This is a genomic window from Campylobacter sp. BCW_6465, assembly GCF_001762815.1.
Taxonomy (GTDB): domain Bacteria; phylum Campylobacterota; class Campylobacteria; order Campylobacterales; family Campylobacteraceae; genus Campylobacter_D; species Campylobacter_D jejuni.
Genome location: NZ_MJXN01000085.1, coordinates 15,056 through 31,356 on the forward strand (window position 1 = coordinate 15,056; position 16,301 = coordinate 31,356).

The 16,301-nt window shown below is 30.5% G+C and carries 20 protein-coding genes; 7 read left to right on the forward strand and 13 right to left on the reverse strand.

The window, feature by feature from the left end; all coding sequences use genetic code 11:
• Positions 1-37 precede the first annotated feature (37 nt).
• The 7 genes from bamA to AJ886_RS05065 are packed head-to-tail and all read left to right on the forward strand — an operon-like array spanning position 38 to position 6,554.
• On the forward strand, positions 38-2,257 hold the full coding sequence (gene bamA, locus AJ886_RS05035; protein WP_070287312.1) for an outer membrane protein assembly factor BamA: 2,220 nt from the start codon (positions 38-40) through the stop codon (positions 2,255-2,257).
• Positions 2,257-2,979, forward strand: coding sequence for an inositol monophosphatase family protein (locus tag AJ886_RS05040; protein WP_070287314.1), 723 nt, complete (start codon positions 2,257-2,259; stop codon positions 2,977-2,979). The genes bamA and AJ886_RS05040 overlap by 1 nt, the downstream gene beginning before the upstream one ends.
• Before the next feature lie 8 nt (positions 2,980-2,987).
• Complete coding sequence (gene accD, locus AJ886_RS05045) at positions 2,988-3,830, forward strand: acetyl-CoA carboxylase, carboxyltransferase subunit beta (protein ID WP_002860953.1); 843 nt, start codon at positions 2,988-2,990, stop codon at positions 3,828-3,830.
• Position 3,831: 1 nt separating this feature from the next.
• Positions 3,832-4,281 carry a 23S rRNA (pseudouridine(1915)-N(3))-methyltransferase RlmH gene (locus AJ886_RS05050; RefSeq protein WP_002870404.1) on the forward strand — a complete coding sequence of 150 codons (450 nt, stop codon included), beginning with the start codon at positions 3,832-3,834 and terminating at the stop codon, positions 4,279-4,281.
• Positions 4,282-4,292: 11 nt separating this feature from the next.
• Positions 4,293-4,655 carry a molecular chaperone DnaK suppressor DksA gene (dksA, locus tag AJ886_RS05055; protein WP_002870403.1) on the forward strand — a complete coding sequence of 121 codons (363 nt, stop codon included), beginning with the start codon at positions 4,293-4,295 and terminating at the stop codon, positions 4,653-4,655.
• The gene (locus AJ886_RS05060) at positions 4,645-5,631 is read left to right on the forward strand and encodes a hypothetical protein (protein WP_002877207.1); all 987 of its coding nucleotides are present in this window, start codon (positions 4,645-4,647) and stop codon (positions 5,629-5,631) included. Before dksA ends, AJ886_RS05060 begins: the two co-directional genes overlap by 11 nt.
• Complete coding sequence (locus AJ886_RS05065; protein ID WP_070276140.1) at positions 5,628-6,554, forward strand: tRNA dihydrouridine synthase; 927 nt, start codon at positions 5,628-5,630, stop codon at positions 6,552-6,554. Before AJ886_RS05060 ends, AJ886_RS05065 begins: the two co-directional genes overlap by 4 nt.
• A gap of 24 nt (positions 6,555-6,578) precedes the next feature.
• On the opposite strand, the gene AJ886_RS05070 is transcribed toward AJ886_RS05065, so the two are convergent.
• The 13 genes from AJ886_RS05070 to AJ886_RS05130 form a co-directional block, all read right to left on the reverse strand.
• Positions 6,579-7,769 (reverse strand): Cj0814 family flagellar-dependent secreted protein, encoded by a 1,191-nt coding sequence (locus tag AJ886_RS05070; protein ID WP_070287317.1) that lies wholly within the window; start codon positions 7,767-7,769, stop codon positions 6,579-6,581.
• A gap of 130 nt (positions 7,770-7,899) precedes the next feature.
• Positions 7,900-8,307: an rRNA maturation RNase YbeY gene (gene ybeY, locus AJ886_RS05075; protein WP_002871111.1), complete on the reverse strand. Its 408-nt coding sequence runs from the start codon at positions 8,305-8,307 to the stop codon at positions 7,900-7,902.
• A complete protein-coding gene (recO, locus tag AJ886_RS05080; RefSeq protein ID WP_070283824.1) occupies positions 8,304-8,918 on the reverse strand; it encodes a recombination protein RecO in 615 nt (204 codons plus the stop codon). Before recO ends, ybeY begins: the two co-directional genes overlap by 4 nt.
• Positions 8,918-9,439: an isochorismatase family cysteine hydrolase gene (locus AJ886_RS05085; protein ID WP_002785057.1), complete on the reverse strand. Its 522-nt coding sequence runs from the start codon at positions 9,437-9,439 to the stop codon at positions 8,918-8,920. Before AJ886_RS05085 ends, recO begins: the two co-directional genes overlap by 1 nt.
• Positions 9,440-9,443: 4 nt before the next feature.
• Complete coding sequence (locus tag AJ886_RS05090) at positions 9,444-10,199, reverse strand: tRNA 2-thiocytidine(32) synthetase TtcA (RefSeq protein ID WP_002860947.1); 756 nt, start codon at positions 10,197-10,199, stop codon at positions 9,444-9,446.
• On the reverse strand, positions 10,196-10,885 hold the full coding sequence (gene pfs / locus AJ886_RS05095; protein WP_002859787.1) for an aminodeoxyfutalosine nucleosidase: 690 nt from the start codon (positions 10,883-10,885) through the stop codon (positions 10,196-10,198). The genes AJ886_RS05090 and pfs overlap by 4 nt, the downstream gene beginning before the upstream one ends.
• Positions 10,882-11,754: an ACP S-malonyltransferase gene (locus tag AJ886_RS05100; protein ID WP_261662636.1), complete on the reverse strand. Its 873-nt coding sequence runs from the start codon at positions 11,752-11,754 to the stop codon at positions 10,882-10,884. The genes pfs and AJ886_RS05100 overlap by 4 nt, the downstream gene beginning before the upstream one ends.
• Before the next feature lie 47 nt (positions 11,755-11,801).
• On the reverse strand, positions 11,802-12,365 hold the full coding sequence (locus AJ886_RS05105; protein ID WP_070233950.1) for a peptidylprolyl isomerase: 564 nt from the start codon (positions 12,363-12,365) through the stop codon (positions 11,802-11,804).
• 14 nt (positions 12,366-12,379) lie between these two features.
• The gene (locus AJ886_RS05110; protein WP_070276136.1) at positions 12,380-13,327 is read right to left on the reverse strand and encodes a tetratricopeptide repeat protein; all 948 of its coding nucleotides are present in this window, start codon (positions 13,325-13,327) and stop codon (positions 12,380-12,382) included.
• 3 nt (positions 13,328-13,330) lie between these two features.
• Complete coding sequence (gene pal / locus AJ886_RS05115; RefSeq protein ID WP_002851617.1) at positions 13,331-13,828, reverse strand: peptidoglycan-associated lipoprotein Pal; 498 nt, start codon at positions 13,826-13,828, stop codon at positions 13,331-13,333.
• Positions 13,829-13,904: 76 nt separating this feature from the next.
• Positions 13,905-15,113, reverse strand: a complete 1,209-nt coding sequence (gene tolB / locus AJ886_RS05120) for a Tol-Pal system protein TolB (RefSeq protein ID WP_002860943.1) — start codon at positions 15,111-15,113, stop codon at positions 13,905-13,907.
• 9 nt (positions 15,114-15,122) lie between these two features.
• On the reverse strand, positions 15,123-15,902 hold the full coding sequence (locus tag AJ886_RS05125) for a TonB C-terminal domain-containing protein (RefSeq protein WP_070276135.1): 780 nt from the start codon (positions 15,900-15,902) through the stop codon (positions 15,123-15,125).
• A gap of 2 nt (positions 15,903-15,904) precedes the next feature.
• Positions 15,905-16,294, reverse strand: coding sequence for an ExbD/TolR family protein (locus tag AJ886_RS05130; protein ID WP_002866730.1), 390 nt, complete (start codon positions 16,292-16,294; stop codon positions 15,905-15,907).
• Positions 16,295-16,301 lie beyond the last annotated feature (7 nt).

The window sequence follows — 16,301 nt, forward strand, 5'->3', positions numbered from 1 at the left end:
TTATACAGCTTTTAATAAAGCTTTAGGTAAAAAATCAATGAAAAAACATCTTATTAGTATTTGTGCTTTAGTTGCTATAGCCAATGCAGCAACCATTAAGGATATTAAATTTATCGGATTAAACCACTTATCAAATACAAGTGCCATAAATATTACAGGGCTTAAAATAGGAGAAGAAATAGATCCTGCAAAAATCAACACTGCTATTCTTAATCTTTATAAACAAAATTATTTCGAAAATATTTCAGTTGAAAACAACAATGGAATTTTGGAAATTATAGTTACTGAAAAACCAACTATAGCAAAGGTTAGTATAACAGGTATAGCTTCAAATGATAGAAAACAAGTTGAAAGTATTTTAGGGATTAAAAGAGGTACGCTACTTGATGAAGGAAGTATAAAAGAAGCTATTGAACGCATTAAAGCTTATTATGAAGCAAAAAGTTATTTTGATACTATTGTAGAATACAAAAAAAAGACTTTAGAAAATACCGATGGGTTAGAGCTTGAATTTATAGTAAATCGTGGTGAAAATATCATTATTGATAATGTTCATTTAAGTGGAGCCAAGAAATTTTCATATTCTGATATAGAACCTTCAATTGTCAATAAAGAAAAAGAATTTATGGGTTGGATGTGGGGACGCAATGATGGAAAATTAAAAGTTTTTGAGCTTAGCAATGATAGTTCAAGAATTGCTGATGAGTACATGAAAAAAGGATATTTAGATGTTCAAGTATCTCCTCCTTATCTTAAAACCTACACAGATACTTATCAAGCAAATTTGACTTATTTTATCAAAGAAGGAAAGCCTTATAAAATTAAAAGTATAAACATAGAAAATCCTTTATTTGATGATAAAAAAAATGCACAAACCGTAAAAGATTTAAGATCAAGCGCTGGCAAAACTATCAATATTGAAGACATTAGAAAAGATGTTAAAACCATAGAAACACAAAGTGCTGATTTAGGTTATGCGTTTGTAGAAGTCTATCCTGATATTCAAAAAAATGATCAAACTCAAGAAGCTACTGTTGTATTTAAAGTAATCCCTCATGATAAAGTTTATATAAGAAATGTTATTATTTCAGGAAATTCACGCACTGTAGATCGCGTCATACGCCGAGAATTATATATAACAGAAGGTAATTTATACAATAGAACAGACTTAAGCGAGTCAAAAAATGCTTTAAAAAGAACTTCTTATTTTGACGATGTGAATATCAAAGAAGAAAAAGTTGACGATACACATATTGATTTGATTGTTGATGTTAAAGAAGCTTCTACAGGAGCTATTTCTGGAGGCATTGGCTATGGATCAAGCGATGGTATTTTACTTAATGCTTCTTTATCAGATACAAATATTTTTGGTTCAGGGATAAAAAGCTCTGTAAGCGTAGATAAAAGCGATGATACCTTATCAGGAAGGATTAGTCTCATAAATCCACGCGTTCTTGATAGTCAATATAGCCTAGGTGGAACACTTTATTCAAATGACTATGAATGGGATAATTATTCAGAAAAAAATTACGGCTTTGATATAACAGTTGGACGCCAATTTGCAAGATACTATAATGTAAGCTTAACTTATAATCTTGAACAAAGCGATATTTATCACTTAAGTCCAACTCTTTTAAGAACAGGATATGAACTTGGCAAAAGTATTAAAAGCTCTATAACTCCAGCAATCACCTTTAACAATACAGATGATTATTATCTGCCACGATCAGGTATCATTGCTTCAACTAGTTTAGAATACGCTGGACTTGGCGGAGATCAAGAATTTATTTCATCAAGCTCTAAATTTAACTTTTATCAAGGTTTACAAGACTATATAGGATATGATCTTATTTATCGCTACAAAGCAAGCTTTTATAAAGTATGGAATGAAGGTTATTTACCAATTAATCAAAGAATTTATTTAGGTGGCATTAGATCGATACGCGGTTTTGAAAGTAGAACAGTAAGCCCTAAAAACCAATGGGGAGATGAAGTGGGAGGAACCATAGCTTTTACCAATTCCGTAGAACTTAGTTTTCCTTTGATTGATAGAATCAAACTTCGTGGTAGCGTGTTTTTTGATTATGGTATGATAGGACGCAAAAATTTAGATGAAATAAAAAGAATGAGTACAGGTATAGGCATTGAATGGATTACACCAATTGGACCTTTACAACTTGTATTTGCCAAACCTCTTAATGATAAAAAAGGTGATGATACTAATAGTTTTGAATTTAATCTTGGAACACGCTTTTAATGAAAGAATTTTTAGATGCTTGCTTGAATGCAAATTTGCAAATACGCAAGTATCTAAACAATATCCCACAAAATGATCTTAAACTTTGCTCTAAATTAGGCTATGATAAAAATCAAGGCTATGAGCTTGACTTAAAATGTGAACAAATTTTCATAAAATACCTTAGTTGTTTTGGGCAAATTTTTTCTGAAGAAAGTGGCTTGATCGGGAAAGATAACCCAAAACAAATGATTCTTGATCCTTTGGATGGAAGTTCAAATTTTGTTTCTAAAATACCATTTTATGGAACTTCTATAGCTCTCATAGAAAAAGATCAGGCAAAAAGCGCTTTTGTTTGCAATCTTGTCAGTCAAGAAATTTTTGCTTTTAATAACAATCAAGCTTTTAAATCTAATCTTTCCGATCCAAAATACTCACCCTTAACACCTAATCTATTTTCTAAAATAGGTATAGTTGAAAAAATTTCACTTTATCCAGAACTTCTCGATTTTTTAACAAAAAATCAATTAAAATTTCGCTCTTTGGGCGCAACAGCCTTAAGTCTCACTTATGCTTCGTATTTTAGTTTTGTATTAATTCTTGGAAAAACACGAATTTTTGATACAGTAGCTGCTTTAACAATTCATCAAAATTTATATATAGAAAAAAATGAAAATTTCCTTCTCCTAAGCCAAGACAAAAAAATTTTTGATATAATCTTAAAATTTTTAAAAAATAATTAGGTGAATATATGAATTTTGCAGATATTTTTTCAAAAATAAGAAGACAACAACCTAGCGTTAAAGAAGCTCCAAATCACTGGGTAAAATGCCAAAGTTGTCATGCTTTGATGTATTATAAAGAAATAGAATCTTGTTTTAATGTTTGCCCTAAATGTAATTATCACATGAGAATTTCAGCTGATGAACGTATTAAACTTTTAAGTGATGAAGGCAGTTTTATTGAGTATGATGCAAATTTAGAGGCTATAGATCCTTTAAAATTTGTTGATAGCAAATCCTATAAAAAACGCCTTAGCGAAGGTGAAAGTAAAACAGGTAGAAAAAGTTCTGTTATTAGTGGAGAATGTGAAATCAATGGTTTAAAAACCCAACTTGTTGTATTTGATTTTTCTTTTATGGGCGGATCTTTAGGTTCTGTTGAAGGAGAAAAAATCGTTAGAGCTGTACAAAGAGCCATCACAAGCAAAACCCCTCTTGTCATCGTAAGTGCAAGCGGTGGAGCTAGAATGCAAGAAAGTACTTATTCTTTGATGCAAATGAGCAAAACTAGCGCCGCACTTAAACTTCTTAGCAAAGAAAAACTTCCTTATATTAGCATTTTAACTGATCCTACTATGGGCGGAGTAAGTGCTTCTTTTGCTTGGCTTGGAGATTTAATCATCGCTGAACCTGAAGCTTTAGTAGGTTTTGCTGGTGCAAGAGTTATTAAACAAACTATAGGAACAGATTTACCTGAAGGTTTTCAAAAAGCAGAGTTCTTGTTAGAACATGGACTTATAGATGCCATAGTTGAAAGAGGAGAACAAAAACAATATCTTAGCGATGTGCTAAAATTTTTCAGTGGAAAATAATTTGCAAGTTAATATCTTTTGTATTCAAAAAAGTGATGAATTTAAAACTTGGAGTGAGAAATACTCTAAACTTATTTCTAAATACGCCACTTTAAAAGAAATAAATGTTTTTAATAAAAAAATAGCCTTAGCTCAAAATTTAAATGCCATAGAAGCAAAAAAAAGCTATGAAGAAGCTTTTATGCCTTATAAAAAAGGCTATTGTATCGCTCTTGATGAAAAAGGGAAAGAACTTACAAGTATAGAATTTGCAAAACTCATCCAAGATAAAAATGAATTAAGTTTTTTTATAGGTGGTGCTTATGGTTTAAGAGAAGAATTTAATCAAAGTTTGGATTTTAGACTATCATTAAGCAAACTTACTTTAGCACATCAATTTGTTAAAACCTTACTTTTAGAACAAATTTATCGTGCATTTTGCATCAACAACAATCACCCTTATCACAAATAGAAAGTTTTAAAATGAAAAAAAATGAAATACAAAATTTCAAAAATATTTTAGAAGAAAGAAAAAAAACCATCTTAGAAAATTTGCAAAGCAATTCAAATGAAATCGAAGCTCTTCACAATAGCGTCCCAAGCGATAGTGTAGATTTTTCTATCATAGAAACAGGCTCTCAAATTGACTTTACTATCAGCACCAATCTCAAAGAAGAACTTATAGAAATCGAAAATTCTTTAGATAAAATCAAAAACGGCACTTATGGAATTTGCGAATCTTGCGATGATGAAATCGACTCTCAAAGACTAAAAGTCAAACCTCACGCAAGATATTGTATCACTTGCCGTCAAATTGCAGAACAAGGAAAAAAACATGAAAATTAAACTCTTTTTACTTGCAAGTTTTATTTATATAGCACTTATTTTTGCCTTTGCTTGGCATCTAGAACTAGGAAGCTATACTCTAAATATCAGTACTTATACCTTTGAACTACCTATTATGATATGGCTTGTTATTCCTTTATTTGTTTATATGATTTTAGCCGTTTTGCACATAGCATTTTATGGATTTTTGCGTTATTTAAAATTTAAGCATTTTTTTAAAGATGCAGCTAAATTTGAAGCTTATACTCAAGATTTGCTCCTTGAAAAAGATCTTAAAACCACTTTTCAAACAAAAGAATTTAGAGCTGTGGCACAACTTTTTAAAACCCTAAAAACACATGAAAAAATTCCACACTCAAATAAAATCAATGAAATTTTAGATCTTATTGATGGTTTAAATAAAAACGAATTTTTTAACCTTAGTAAATTTAAACTCGAAAATAACAATGTTTTATATTTGCAAAATGAAAAAAATCATCTCAAAAACGATGCAAATTATGCCTATAGCAAACTTAAAAACCTTAATGAAATCAAAGATGAATTTGAAGAAATTGCTTTTAATACTCTTATAGAAAAAGCTAGTTATGAACAAATTAAAAATGTAAAAATCCCTAAAAAGCCTTCTGAAGTTCTCACACTTATCAAGCGTTTTAAAGAAGGAAATTTAGAACTTAGTGCAGCAGAATACGAAGTTTTACTTTCACACAATATACTAAGCGAAAAAGACTATCTTAACGCAGCAAAACTAAGTACTAAACTTTTAAATCCTGATGCTATTTTAGGAATTTTTAACAAAATTAAAAATGAAAAAAGCGAAGCTTTAAGAGCACATTTATATCTTTTAGCTGAATTTGGACTTTTAGATGAGTTAAGAGAGCAAATTCACAATGATGATAAGAAATTTAATGATTTTAAGGCCTTTTTAGCCTTGCGTGAAAAAAATATCAAAATCAATCTAAACCAACTCATACAATGATAGATTTTAGCAAAAAACCTTTATTTTTAGCTCCTATGGCAGGTTTTTCAGATCTGCCTTTTCGTAATGTAGTAAAAAAATTTGGTGCTGATATCACCATAAGCGAAATGATAAGTTCTAATGCCTTAGTTTATGAAAGTTCTAAAACTCTACATATGCTAGAAAGAGCTGAATTAGAAAATCCTTATATAGTCCAAATTGCAGGTGGAGATAAAGAAGTGCTAAAAAAAGCAGTGCAAATGCTAAATGAAATGGATTTTGTAGATGGGATTGATTTTAATTGCGGTTGCCCTGTAAATAAAGTTGTTAAACAATGCGCTGGTAGTGCTTTGCTAGAAAATTTAGAGCTTTTTAAAAATCTTGTAGGAGTAATTAAAGAAAACAATAAAAAAAGCCTTACAAGTGTGAAATTTCGACTAGGATTTAATGAAAAATATCCTGAAAAAATGGCTAAAATTTGTGAAAGCTTGGGGGTGGATTTTGTAAGCATCCACGGACGCACAAGAAAACAGCTTTATAGCGGAAAAGCCGATTATGAATCCATTGCCAATGCTAAAGCAAGCGTTAGTATTCCTGTGATTGCAAATGGTGATATTAACGCACAAAATGCTAAAGAAGTTTATAAAATCACAAAATGTGATGGACTTATGATAGGGCGTGCAAGCGTAGGAAATCCTTGGATATTTTATGAAATCAAAAGCGGTAAAAGTGTAGATGAAAAACTCAAAAAAGAAATCATACTCACTCATTTTGATGAAATGATAAAACACTACAAAGATCAAGGCGTAAGTATATTTCGCAAACATTTACACGAGTATTCTAAAGGGCATAAAGACGCTTCAGCCTTTAGAGATAGCGTTAATCGTATCGACAATGTCGAAGAAATGCGAAAAAAAATAGAAGAATTTTTTAGTTTAACTTGATCGATTTTTATAATTTAAAAAACCTTAAGCCTTAATATCTATACTTTTTGGTGCAGAATTTAAAGAAAGAATTTTATTAAATTCTCCTGCATCATCATCACTAAATTTCACACCAAAAAGAATTTCTAATTCTTTACTAGTGCTAAATTTACCTTCTAATAGTTTTTTTACAAGTTGGTTTCTTATATTATCATCTTTGTAAGTTTCTTTGTTTTTACTTTCTGCTTGTATAGGTTTAAAAGGCTTTTCTTTGCCTTCTTCTGAAGTTTCTTTGTTATTTGTATTTTTTAAAGGATTACTATAATCTACACCTTTTGCCTTTTCTGCTTCTTCTAGTGATTTTACAAACTCATCGTGCCTTTGTTTAAAATCAAGATATTTAGTTTTAAATTCTTCTAGGCTCATATTAGAATTAATAAGCTTATTGTATTCATCTCCTAAATTCTCAATAGTTTTTATTAGTTTATCATCTCCTAAATTTTTAGCTCTATTTATATAATTCCATATTGATAAACTATCTCCCATAGGATTGCCCCAGCCATCTTGCTCGTAGGAATATTTTAAGGGATTTTTATTCATAAAGGACAAAAATTCTTTTATTTCATTGTTGTCCGTATCGCTATTAAGTCCAGCTAATTTACCCAGTAAGGTTGTTTGTCCTTTAATTGTGCTAAGATTATTTATAAAAAACGCAATTAAAGCACCACCTTTAGATATTTTGTTATCATGTATTTGATATTTATTAGAACCCAAATCCGCTATATTTTTATCAGCAAGCTTCCAAATGAAAGCATTATCGCTTTGTAATTCTTGCCAATAATTTACCCCATCTTTTTGGGATAGATTTTTTAAATCCTGTTCTTGAAAGCTTTCTCCTAATCCCTTATCTTTAACAAAAGAAGAAAAAGAGTTATAAGCATCTCCTATTGTTTTGGCAATGTCTATTTGAGAGTAAAAAGGTTGTCTTTTAATAAAGTTATTTACAAAATTATTTAAACCATCTGCATAAATCTTATAATCTTTTGGCAAGCCTGCTGCTTCGTTAAAATCACTTGTAAAAAAGCCCTCTTTATCTACGCCATAGCCTAAAATTTTATCTACTGCTTGTGATTTATCATTTACAAGGTTATTATTTGCTATGACATTAGATGATTTTGTATTTGAGGTATTATTTGTGTAATTGTAGTTTGAATAAGAATTTATACCATTAATCATTTTTGCCTTCCTGTAAGTAAAGTTTTATTTATAAGATAAATCGGCAAAAATGATTTTTTCTTAAAATATCTACTCATAATTTAAAATATATAATATAAAACCTTCTAACACTCGAAGAAAAAATTCTTACTTAATCTTTTAAAGTCCTTATAATCAAACTTTTAGGCAAATTAAAATGCTCTATAAGTTCTTTCTCTTTTTCTCTCATTTCTCCATTATCATTTTCATGATCAAAACCTAACAAATGAAGCATAGCGTGGATAAAAAGCAAGCTTATTTCTTCTTCATAGCTATGCCCTAACTCTTTAGCCTTCTCTTTTGCCAAATCCACATTGATCACAACAGAACCCAAAGGCAAACTTTCATCGATATTTTCAAGCGGAAAAGAAAGTACATCAGTGGTTTTATCTTGTTTTCTTTGCTCTAAGTTAATTTCTTGCATTTCTTTACTATCCACAAAGACAAGCTCCACATCTTTAGGGCTTAAAAAACTTGCTATAGATTCTAAAAAATCACATTTTTCATCACTTAATATCATAAACCTTCCTTAATCAAATGATATAAATTTTCTATTTCTTCATCATCAAAAATCGCACAATTTTTACTGCTATAAAATTGTTTTAGTTTTTTCTCTTCAAACTCAAATCCTAAAGCACATTGAGAATGCGAAGGTAAAAAAGCCCTTAGTAATGTAATGGAATTTTGAATTTTCTCATCACAGGCGAAACAAAAAAAATCTTTATGCAATCTTCCTTCAAATTCCAAAATTTTTAAATAAGCATCAACAATAACACGCTTTGGATTTTGTTTTTCAAACCTTTTCACACACTCATCAAGTAAATCAAAATAAAAACTATCAAGCTCTTCCACATCTTTTAAGTGTCTATATAAAAGACGGATAAATTCTTGCCAAATAAACATTTTATCCCTTTGCATAATCCATAAAAATCCCAAATGCAATACATCTTTAAGTCTTGGTAAAAAACTAGGATTTTCTTCTAAAGCAAAGTCGATTTTATAGCCGCTTAAAATACTAGAATGTCTAAGTCCATAAAAACGATAAGCCTTAATAAGCATTTTAGGACTTAAAATATAAACGATCAAATCCTCGTCTTTAACTTTTTGAGTATGAAGTATAAAGCCTTGCATTAAACAATTTCAATACCATAAGCTCTAAGTATATCAAAAGCGGATTTTTCTAAATTTTCATCAAAACTTGCACTTAAATTTTGGTGTAAAATTATCCTTGCATTAGGCTTAGCACCAAAAGCTAAAATGATATTACAAAACACACAAATATGAGAAACAAGCCCTGCAAAATGAAGTTCTTCATAATCGCTTTTTTGTATGAAATTAGCTAGTTCTAAGCTACCAAAAGTATTTTTATAAAAAATTTTATGAGCTTTTTGTAAAAAAGGTTCAAATTCCTTTGGCATTTGCCAACCCAAACTCTCTTTAATACAATGTTTTACAGGTAAATTTAAACCTTCTTTACTTTGTAGATAATGCTCATCATGCGTATCATAGGTTAAAAGCAAATGCGTGTTATTAAAATCGATTTGATTTAAGGCTTTAAGAATATTTTCTTTGATTTTTAAAGCCTTATCAAAACCTAAACTTCCATCAATAAAATCATTTTGATAATCCACTAAAACAAAAGCTTTTTTCATGCTTTTATGCCTTTTGAAGCCAAAAACTCTCCGTGTGTAAATTGGCAAAAGCGGTTTTTAAACTTGTAAAAAGCTTAGGATGATCTTTTTCTAAATTTGCTAAAAGCTGTTTAGCTTCTTCTCTAGCGTGGGGGAATTTTACATTTTTTTCGCTGAGTTTCATACCAGGACAAAATTCATTTCCTATCACGCTAAGTTCATTTTGTGTAGCATTATCCCTAAGCTGTCTTTCTCGCACAAAAATCAAAGGGCGTATCACAATTACACCGCGTTTGCTTTGATAAATAGGCGCTAAGGTTCTTAAAGCTCCATTATGAATAAAATTCATAAAAAAGCTTTCTGCTGCATCATCTAAATGATGGGCTATAGCAAGCTTGTTAAAACCTTTTTCAAGAGCGTAAGTATATAAAGCTCCACGACGCATTCTCGAAAAATAACTACAAAAACTTGAATTTTCTCTTATGGTATCACCTGAAACTTCATAAATATTTGAATCAAGCACGCTATGTTTAATGCCGTGTTCTTCACAATGTGCATGAAGATGAGAATAATCCTCGCCCATGCCATAACTCAAAGTTACCGCTTCAAGTTCAAATTTAAAAGGAGCATGAGCTTGCATACGATTTAAAAGATGGGCTAAAGCCAAAGAATCTTTCCCGCCACTAAGCCCTAAAAGAACCCTATCTCCATCTTTAATAAGTCCAAATTTAGCATTAGCTTGTGCAACTTGGCGTATGAGTTTTTTGCTAAGATTTATCATAATTTCTCGCACATTTTAAGCACAAAATTGGCTGAAATTTTAGCTGAATTGATCACAAATTCATCAAAATCAAATTCAGCCTTTTCCCCTGCTTTATCACTCATAGCTCTTAAGATAAAACAAGGCACCTTTAAAGCATCACAAACCAAAGCCACACTTGCGCCTTCCATTTCACAAGCATCCGCATTGAAAATTTCTCTAATTTTTGCTTTTTTTGCTTCATCGCAAATAAACTCATCACCCGTTGCGATAATACCTGCACGCAGTTTGATATTTAATTCCTTAGCAACTTCTAAAGCAAGATTGTTTAATTTCTCATCGGTTTTGATAAAAATTTCATTACCTGGAACAAAACCTAAAGGATGCCCAAAAGCGGTAATATCAAGATCGTATTGAGCTAATTTTGTTGCATAAAGCAAATCACCAATTTCAAGTTCAGGATTAAAAGCACCTGCAACTCCTGTAAAAAGCAAAGCTTGTGCGCCAAATTTTTCTATCATCACACTAGCACTAAGAGTAGAATTTACCTTGCCGATTTTAGAATACGCTAAAACAAGTTCATGATTTTTATACTTTGCAAAATAATAAGTATTATTAGCGTGTTCTATTTTTGTATAATCTTTAAGTGTTTCAAGCAAAGGAGTGATTTCTTCACTCATGGCTCCTAAAATTGCTATTTTCATCATATAACCTTTAAAAATTCATCAATATCATTCATATTTGTTAAAGCATAAGTTTCTTTTGAAGTGATTTTTTTATTCAAACCCTTAAGCACACTTGCGCCAAATTCTATGAAATAATCTACTTCATTTTCACATGCCTTAATGCTTTGTTTATAAAGCACAGGAGAGATAAGTTGTGCTTTTAAAAGCTCAAGGGCTTCTTCTTTGCTTGTATAAATTTTGACATTTGCATTAGAAATTACGGCTTTAAAATTTGGTTTTAACACCTTTTCAAGCTCCACACAAAGCTTAGCTGAAGCATTTTCCAAAAGAGGACAATGACTTGCCACGCTCATATTTAAAAGCATAGCTCTTTTAGCTCCTGCTTCTTTAAATACACTTTCATAACTTGCTAAATCAGGTTTTAAACCTGCTACAACGATTTGTCCATCGCAGTTATAATTTGCAGCGAAAATTTGCTTGTTTTCTTTTTGTGCTTTTTGACAAAGCTCTTCAACCTTTTCATCATCAAGCCCTAAAACAACCATCATACCCGCTTCAACTTTTACACAATCTTCTTGCATAAAAAGCCCTCTTTTATTGACCAAAGAAAGAGCCTCTAAAAAATCAAAAGCACCATTGACAGCTAAGGCTGAAAATTCTCCCAAAGAATGCCCTAAAGCAAATTTCGAACTTAAATCAGGTTTTTTTTCAAGTAAAACACTATAAGCCATTAAGGAATTTAAAACGATGGCGGGTTGAGTAAATTCACTTTGATTGAGTTTTTCGTTTTCTTCAAAAAGCAAATGTTTAAAATCAATCTTACAAAAATCACTTGCGTTTTGAAGGAGTTCTTTGGCTTTTATAGAGTTTTCATAAAAATCTTTTCCCATGCCAAGACTTTGTGAGCCTTGACCTGGAAATATAAACGCGGTCTTCATTAATGACAACCGCAACCGCCGCCACCACAGCAACCGCCGCCACCGTGTCCGTGATTATGATCGTGTCCATGTCCGCTTCCACAACCACAACTATGACTTCCTGCGATAATACCTGTAAGAATTTCATCTTCACTTGCAGCTCTAGCATCTACGATATTTAAAGAAAAAAGCAAATCACGACCCGCATAAGGGTGATTATAATCAATTGTCACATCATTTTCACTAATTTCTTTTACAGTTACACGAACAGTTTCGCCATTTTCACCTTCGCCAAAAAGCTCCATACCTACCTTTAAATCAATACCTGCAAATTGCTCTTTTGGTAAAGTTTGAACGGCATTTTCATCGTATTCGCCTAAACCTTTTTCTTTTTTAATTACCACATCAGCATTGCTAGGACAATCAAGCTTCATCACTTCTTCTTCTAAGCTTTCTAAAATCTGACCTTTGCCTAAAATAAAAGAAATAGGTTGAGAATATAAATTTGATTCTAAAACTTCATTTGTATTTGCGTCTTTTAACTCATAAAACATTGAAACTACACTATTTTTTTCTATAGCCATTTTATCTCCTTAATTTATTTTCTATTGGGTGAAGCTTTTGCTTCGGGTGAATTTGGATAATTAGTTTTTAAAGCTTTATAAAAACCATTTGCTGTTTTTGTATCACCTGTTTTATCCAATGAAATGGCAGTATGATATAAAAGTTTTGGGAAATAATCCCCTTTTGTACTCAAAGAAGAACTTTTTTTATAATAAACAATAGCATTGTTATAATTTTTTTGTTTATACTCGATCTCCCCTAACCAAAAATTTGCTCTTGCGGGTTTATACTGCTTTGTTATGAGAAAATTTAATTTTGCTTTGGAATCTTCAAAAGCATTTTTATCAACATCTTTTATCGCTAATTCTAAAATTTCATTATTTTTTTTCTTTTTCCAAGATTCATCAATTTGTTTTACTTTATCATCTTGGGTATTTTGAGCATTATTGTTTTCAATAGTACTGTTTGAATCTGTAGTTGAAACAACAACACTAGGTGTAGTAGCTTTAACGCTTAAATTTGCATCATTTAATTCGTTTTTAGAAACATAATTTGCATTAATAGCATCTACTAAAGAACTAAGTTCGGCTAAAACTTTTTTTACTTGCTTATTATTAGCTTCTTGAATTTTTCTACTTTCTTCAACATAAGCCTTTAATTTTTGAATTTCACTAGTAAAATTATTTTCAATATTTTGATTATTCTCTTCAACTTGACTTAATCTAGAATTTGATTTAGCATATTGAGAATTTATACCTTCTAAAGTGCTTTGTAAACCCTCGATTCTTTCGTTAATTTCATTAATTCTAGCATTTGTTTGTATATTTTCATTATTTAAATTATCTAACTTTTCTTTAAATAATTTTTCATTTGAAGTTAAACCATAAGAAGAATTGCTTGTTATATCTCCTGCACCAAAAGCTGAGCTTTCTGCATAAAGTAAAGTAGCTCCAAGAAGAGCTACTGTGAATATTTTTTTCATTAATTATCTTGATAATTTAAATTCAGCACGTCTGTTTTGCGCATCGCAAGCTTTAGTTTTTTCAGTGCACACAGGATTTGTTTCTCCATAGCTTTTAACAGCAATTCTATCAGCATTTACACCTTTAGCGATTAAAGCTTCTTTTACAGCTTTTGCTCTTTTTAAACCTAGAGCTTGGTTATATTCATCAGTTCCCCACTCATCGCAGTTTCCTTCAACAGTAATACTTACACCGCTTACTTCAGTGTTAAAGATATTAGCATTCGTGCTTACAACATTTTGCATATCAGGACGAATGTTGAATTTATCAAAATCAAAATATACTTTATTTAAAGTATCATTAAGTTGAGAAATTTTTGAATCAATATCCCAACCATCACTTCCACCTGAACCACGATTTGAATCAACACTACTATCACCGCTTACGCTAGTGCTTTTTGTGCTACAACCACTAATAACAACTGCAAGAGCTGCAATTGAAGTAAAAAGAATTTTTTTCATTTATGACCTTTCAAAGTTAATAAATTCTTACTATTATATCTAATTTTTAATTAATTTTAACCTAAAATTGAAATTTTTACCAATCAATTGATTGAATTTTTCCAACCCTAAGAGGAAAATAAAAAGTCTTATTTGCATTTACACGAATAACACCTAAAGCACTTTGCGCACCTAAATATTTAATAAATACTATACTTCCACCGTCACTAGAAAATCTTGGAAATAAATTTTTTCCATTTGCTGTAAGTTGACGAATATAATCACTATTAATTGACATCAAATAAATATTAAAAACACCTGCTTGATTTGGTTCACGACTTGAGTAAACCAAAAAATCTTTATAAGTCGAAACAGCCGAATTGTTTCTACCATGAAAAACAACTTGTTCAGCACTATTGCTATTTAAATCTTGCATAAAAATATTAGGATATCCTAAACGATCGCTTACAAATACCACTTTACTATCATCTGAGCCAATAAAATTTCCATTAACATCAATACCAGAATAATTAGTTAATTGTGTTAGATTTTTGGTATTTAAGTCATATAAATAAACATCAGGCTGATCTTTTGGAGCCATGGTAACAAGTAGTTTACTTCCATCTACACTCACATCACTTGCTACAACCATACCGCCGCTTGATAAAATTTTACTAGCTTTATTGGTATTTAAATCATAACGGTATAAAGTTGGCTTATCATGATCATAAGCTGTATAATAAAATAGAGTTTGTTCTTTATTTCCCCATTTTGGAAATAAATTAAGCCCACCATCAACAATAACTTTTTGATAAGTTAAAGTATAATCAGCCATAATAATTTGACTTTTCTTAGAGCTAGAATTTCTCGCGATCAAAATTTTATGATCCATCCAATCAACAGGTGCAAGTCCTAACGCATTTACAGAAGCTTTGACGCTTTTATGTGCCAAAAATGGATATTGCTCTAAACCATTTAAAGTATAAGTTTGCTCTGACTTATCAGAACCGCCAGCTTTTATTTTTACATTTAAACTCAAAGTGTTACCATTTTTATTTAAAGCGTATTCAAAAGTATAATTACTTGTCTCAGTTGCATTAGCAACAACTTCAAAGTTTGAACTTACTTTCAAATCGTTCACAATGATATTATAAAAGCTTTTCTTTAAATTCTCATCACTTAAATTTGAATTATCTTTAACAATAATCTTTGGTAAAACTACACCAGAATTAACAACATCAATCACTGGATCTTCTGCCCAAAGACTTCCTAAAAAGACTAAAAAAATTGCTACAATTTTTTTCATTTTTTTCTCCTAATCATTTTTAACTTTTGCTTCATCTCTTAAATTCATGGTAATGCTTATATTTTTATTTTGCGGAGGATAAGTAATAAATTTACCTTTTTGACTTTCTAAAAATTCAGCCACTTTAGCATCATATAAAGGATTCCCACTTTTTTCAACTGAAGTATAGCCAAATTTTCCATTTTCATCAATAAAAATTTTTACCTTAACAGAAATTTTTTCACTATTTGGATAATACTGAGTCCATCTTTGAGTGATAATACGCACAACTTTCCCTAAAAATTCATCATAAATTCCAATCTTTTGCGCCTTTGTGCTTTCGCCTTGCGTTGAACTTTCTTCTTGAAGTAAACTATCATTAAGTTGTTTTACAAGTTCGGAAGCTTGAGGTTTTGGAGCACTAGAAATTCCTGATTTAGCACTTGATTGAATTTTTGTAGTCTTTTCTTCTTGTATTTCTTTAATATTTCCAAAAAGCTCATTAAAATTACTTGCCTTTTGGTCAATATCTTCAGTTTTAACTGTTTTATTTGTAGTCTGAGCAAAAAGTTTTTCTATATCAATTTGCTCTGTTGGTTTTTGTATTTCTTTAGGAGTGTTGCTTTGAGTAATAACTTGTTTTGATGGTTCAGCAAGTTCAATATCTACAAAACTATCTTTTATATCGGTATATTGTATAGCAGATTCAACCTCGCTTACAAGTCTAAAAAAAACAAGAATTACTATACTAATATATATTACTAAAGCAAGTAAAAACGAATTTAAATTACTCAAACCATAATTTTTCATGATTATTCAGTCTGTAAAGCAACTTTATTAAATCCTAAATTTTTTACACTTCTTAAGACTGAAATAACATCGTCATATTTTAAGCTTTTATCAGCGCGTATAAAAACTGGATCTTCGGTATTAAATTGTGCTTTTCTTTGAGCAAGATTGTCAGCAAAACTTATAAAATCGTATTTTTCTTGATTTAAAAAAATTTCTTTTTTTGCATTAATACTAATAATTAAACTCTTAACAGTTGGAGCGCTAGTATTTTTTTGACTACCTTGTGGAAGATTAATTTTTTCTTCATAAGTAATGCTTGGAGCTGTTACCATTAAAATCGCAAGCAATACAAGCATAATATCCACTAAAGGTGTGATATTAAGTTCAGGTTTTTCATCATCAAATGGCATTTTTAAC